The organism is Sphingomonas sp. (assembly GCF_035317925.1).
Classification (GTDB): Bacteria; Pseudomonadota; Alphaproteobacteria; order Sphingomonadales; family Sphingomonadaceae; genus Sphingomonas_I.
Window position 1 is genome coordinate 1 of sequence record NZ_DATHFV010000148.1, and the last position, 4,549, is coordinate 4,549.

Consider the following 4,549-nt stretch of genomic DNA (forward strand, 5'->3'; position numbering starts at 1 on the left):
AAGCGCGTCTGCAATTCGTCGAAGAAGCCGGTGTCGAGATAGACGCGCTGGTCGGTCGGGCAATAGAATGGCCCCATCGCCGATTGCGCGGCGCCGCAGCCCGACGAGCCCTGGCGCGCATAGAAATGCAGGCGCGGCGGCGCATAGGTCTGGCCCGACGCCTGGAACAGGCGGCTCCACGTATCCTCGGTGCTGGCGAGCACGCGGCAGGAGAGCAGGGTGGCGGCGTTCGCCTCGCAGGTCTGGCGCGCGCTTTGGCTGGCGACCTGCGGCGACTGGCCGACCATCTGACTACCGCCGCCGAATGGATTGAAGCCGAACAGGAACATGCCGAGCCCAAGGATGACGATGCCGCCGATGCCGAACCGGCTGCCGACCAAAGCGAACAGCAGCCCTAGTCCGCCGCCGCCGCCGCCGCCGAACCCGCCGCCACGACCGCTATCCTGTTCGACATTGTCGCTTTCCCGGTAATCGTCGAGGCGCAACCGACCCTCCTGCCTTGGTGTCTCAACCAAACTCTGAACACGCCTGCGTGGTAGCAGGTTGCACGCGGCTTGACGCATCGGGAACGCGGCCTAGGCGGTTTGGCTTGCATCTCAGGATTTTGCCCATGCCGCATAGGCACTTGCTGCTTTCTCTCGTTTCCGCCCTCGCCACTTCCGCTACCGCTGCCCCCGTCGGTCCCGCTTTGCCGGGACGGCTCCCGCCCGAGGTGGTGCCGCTCCATTACGACATCGCGGTCGACCCCGACGCGGCGCATCTGACCTTCCGCGGGACCGAAACGGTGAGTGTTTCGGTGCTGCGTCCCACGCGCACGATCGTGATGAACGCCGCCGATCTGACCGTGAGCAAGGCGCTGCTCGACGGCAAAGCCGCCGCGGTGCGCATCGCCTTCGATACCAAGGTCGAGACGGTAAGCTTCACCTTCGCGCAGCCGATCGCAGCGGGTACGCACCGGATCACGCTCGATTGGGCGGGCAAGATCAACCTGTCGGCCGCCGGCCTGTTCGCGGTCGATTACAAGGACGGCGCAAGCGCCCAGCGCATGCTCGTCACCCAGTTTGAGGCGACCGACGGACGCCGCTTCGCGCCGATGTGGGACGAGCCCGGCCGCAAGGCGACCTTCACGCTCAGCGTGGCGACCCCCAGGGGCCAGTCCAGTTTCTCCAACATGCCGATCGCCGCCTCGCGCGATGGCGCGGACGGCAAGACCTGGGTCAGCTTCCAGACCACGCCCAAGATGTCGAGCTACCTGCTGTTCTTCGGACAGGGCGATGTCGAGCGGCGCACGCGCATGGTCGGCAAGACCGAGATCGGCGTGATCACGCGGCGCGGCGTCGGCGATCAGGGCCAATATGCGCTCGACAGCGCGGCCAAGCTGCTGACCTATTATAACGATTATTTCGGTACGCCTTACCCGCTGCCCAAGCTCGACATGGTCGCCGCGCCCGGATCGAGCCAGTTCTTCGACGCGATGGAGAATTGGGGCGCGATCCTCTATTTCGACAAGGTCCTGCTGGTCGATCCGAAGCTCACCACCGAAAGCCAGCGCCAGCTGATCTTCTCCGACATCGCGCACGAAATGGCGCATCAATGGTTCGGCGATCTGGTGACGATGGGCTGGTGGGACGACCTCTGGCTCAACGAAGGCTTTGCCTCGTGGATGGAGAGCAAGGCGACCGACGCGCTCAACCCCGACTGGCATGTCGCGGCGCAGACCGTCGCCGTCGCGCGCGAGCGGGGCATCGGCGAAGATGCGCGCGGATCGACCCACCCGATCGTCGAGCACATCACCAGCGTCGATCAGCTCGCGACCGCGTTCGATCAGATCACCTATTCGAAGGGCGAGGCGGTGATCCGCATGCTGGAAGGCGCGGTCGGGCCGGACAGGTTCCGCGCGGGCATTCGCAGCTACATCGCCAGCAACGCCTATTCCAATACCGCCACGGACGATCTGTGGGGCGCGGTTGCGCAAGCGGCGGGGCGGCCGGTCAAGCCGATGATGGACAGTTTCACGCTCCAGCCCGGCGTGCCGCTGATCCGCGTCGGCGAGACGGCCTGCGCGGGCGGCATGCGGCGCCTGACCTTCACCCAGGGGCGCTATGGCGTCGACGATGGGTCGCGCAAGCCGATCAGCTGGATCGTGCCGGTCACATGGGCCGGCTCTGGGGCCGGTTCTGGGGCCGGTTCCGGGACCGGCACGGGCAAGACCGAGACCGACGTCACCGCCGCGCATCCCGTGACGGTCGCGCTGCCAGGCTGCGGCACGGCGCCGCTGATCAATCCGGGGCAGTATGGCTATTATCGCACGCTCTATGCGCCCGGCCATTTCGACGCGTTGGTCGCGCGGTTCGGCAGCCTGGCCCTGCCGGATCAGGTCGGTCTGCTGGGCGACACGGTCGCGCTCGGCGATGGCGGTTATGCGCCGCTCGATCGCTATTTCGTCTTGCTCGACCATGTCGCGGCCGATGCCGACCCGCTCGTCTGGCGGTTGGTGGCGGGCCAGCTCGAGGCGCTCCACGATTTCCTGGGCGACGATCCGGCCCGCGCCGCGTTCGACGCCCGCGTGCGGGCGCTGCTGGCGCCGCAGTTCGCGCGCGTCGGCCTCACCGGCCGGCCGGGCGAACCGGCCGATCTGGCGCAGCTGCGCGAGGCGCTGATCCATACGCTTGGCAAATTCGACGATCCGGCGATGGCGGACGCGGCGCGACAGCTCGTCGCCAAGGGGCTCGATACGATTCCCGCGCCGGTGCGTCAGCCGATCCTGGGCGTCTTCGGGCGCGACGCCACCCCGCAGGAATGGGAGATGCTGCATCAGGCGGCGCGGAGCGAACGCGACCCGGGGGTGCAGCGCATCTACTGGAAGGTGCTGGGCAATGTGCGCGACGACGCCCTGGCGCAGCGCACGCTGGCGCTGGTGCTGACCGAAGAGGCGACCGTGCCCGATCGCGCCGAGCTGTTGCGCAGCATCGCGCTGGTGCATCCGGCGATGGCGTTCGATTGGGCGGTGGCGCATGAGCAGGCGGCCAACGCGCTGGTCGAGACGAGCGGGCGGGCGGGCTTTATCGTTTCCCTGCCGGTGCAGTCGAACGACCCGGCGGTGGCCGATCGCGTGCAGGCCTATGCCGAACGCGCGTTGCCCGCGGCCGCGCGGCAACGGGCAATCAAGACGATCACCGCGATCCGGTATCGCGCGCGGCTGCACGACGTCGTATCTGGCCCTGCCGCCAAATGGGCCGCGCACGGCTGAAACGGAGATCCGCATGTTCCTGAAGGGCAAGACCGCACTGATTACCGGATCGACCTCGGGCATCGGGCTTGCCTGCGCCAAGGCGCTCGCGGCCGAGGGTGCCGCGGTGATGATCAACGGCTTTGGCGACGCGGCGGCGATCGAGGCGGAGCGCGCCGCGCTCGCCGCGACCAGCGGGGCAGGGGCGGCGTATTCGGCGGCGGACATGTCGAAGCCCGACGAGATCGTGGCGATGGTCGAAAGCTGTATCGCGCGGTTCGGCGGGATCGACATCCTCGTCAACAATGCCGGCATCCAGCATGTCGCGCCGATCGACGAATTCCCGCCCGAAAAGTGGGACCAGATCATCGCGATCAACCTGTCGTCCGCCTTCCACACGATCCGGACCGCTTTGCCCGCGATGAAGGCGAAGGGGTGGGGGCGGATCGTCAACACCGCGTCGGCGCACAGCCTCGTCGCCTCGCCGTTCAAGTCGGCCTACGTCGCCGCCAAGCACGGCATCGCGGGGCTGACCAAGACGGCGGCGCTGGAGGTCGCGACCCAGGGCATCACGGTCAATTGCATCAGCCCCGGTTATGTCTGGACGCCCCTGGTCGAAGCGCAGATCCCGGATACGATGAAGGCGCGCGGCCTGACGCGCGAGCAGGTGATGAACGACGTTCTGCTCGCCGGCCAGCCGACCAAGAAATTCGTCACGGTCGAACAGGTCGCGGCGTTGCTCGTCCATCTGTGCCGCGACGAAAGCGCGTCGATCACGGGCGCGAACCTGTCGATGGACGGGGGCTGGACGGCGGCTTAGCGGCTCACCGTCACCCCGGACTAGTTGCGGGGTCCACTGTGCGGCAAAACAAAGCCGTGAGGTTCTTGCCTCCCGGTGGACCCCGGAACTAGTCCGGGGTGACGGGTGGGTTTTAAAGCGCGCGGTCTAGCGTGATGTGGCCGTCCTTTCGGCGACGCAGCATTGGTCGGCGCGCCGAAGCCAATACGTCATTAATACGCTTGATCGCATCGGTAATATCCATACGCTACCTCTCAGATTCATTGCGAAGGTCAGCCCAGGGCTCCGATCATAGGGGGCGCCGCGCTGGCTTAAGGCATTGATACAAGGGGGTATCGTATGGGGACGAAGCCGACCTACAGCCCGGTCCTGTCCGGCAACAGCATGTCGGTGACGGGCAATGCCTATCCCAACGGCAATCCTGATATTCCCTATAATCTGCCGGGCGTGCGCAATACGGACAGCGCGGTGCCGCTGCACCGCACCACACCGGTGACGCATGTTTACAGCTGCGAAGGGCC

General features: G+C 66.8%; 3 protein-coding genes and 1 pseudogene. 3 read left to right on the forward strand and 1 reads right to left on the reverse strand.

Features of this window, described 5'->3' with window-relative positions:
• The coding region (locus VK533_RS11250; protein WP_324377637.1) for a neutral zinc metallopeptidase at positions 1 to 485 on the reverse strand (485 nt) is incomplete at its 3' end.
• Between the two features lie 203 nt (positions 486 to 688).
• Here VK533_RS11250 and VK533_RS11255 point away from each other — a divergent pair.
• From VK533_RS11255 to VK533_RS11265, 3 genes and pseudogenes are all read left to right on the forward strand, one after another.
• Complete coding sequence (locus tag VK533_RS11255) at positions 689 to 3,250, forward strand: M1 family metallopeptidase (protein WP_324377639.1); 2,562 nt, start codon at positions 689 to 691, stop codon at positions 3,248 to 3,250.
• 13 nt (positions 3,251 to 3,263) lie between these two features.
• Positions 3,264 to 4,049: a 3-hydroxybutyrate dehydrogenase gene (locus VK533_RS11260; protein WP_324377641.1), complete on the forward strand. Its 786-nt coding sequence runs from the start codon at positions 3,264 to 3,266 to the stop codon at positions 4,047 to 4,049.
• A gap of 318 nt (positions 4,050 to 4,367) precedes the next feature.
• Positions 4,368 to 4,549 (forward strand): annotated as a pseudogene (locus tag VK533_RS11265) (MBL fold metallo-hydrolase); the annotation flags it as partial.

Coding starts and splice junctions, on each gene's coding strand:
- VK533_RS11260 (WP_324377641.1), top strand. CDS start 3,264: ATGTTCCTGAAGGGCAAGACCGCACTGATTACCGGATCGACCTCGGGC.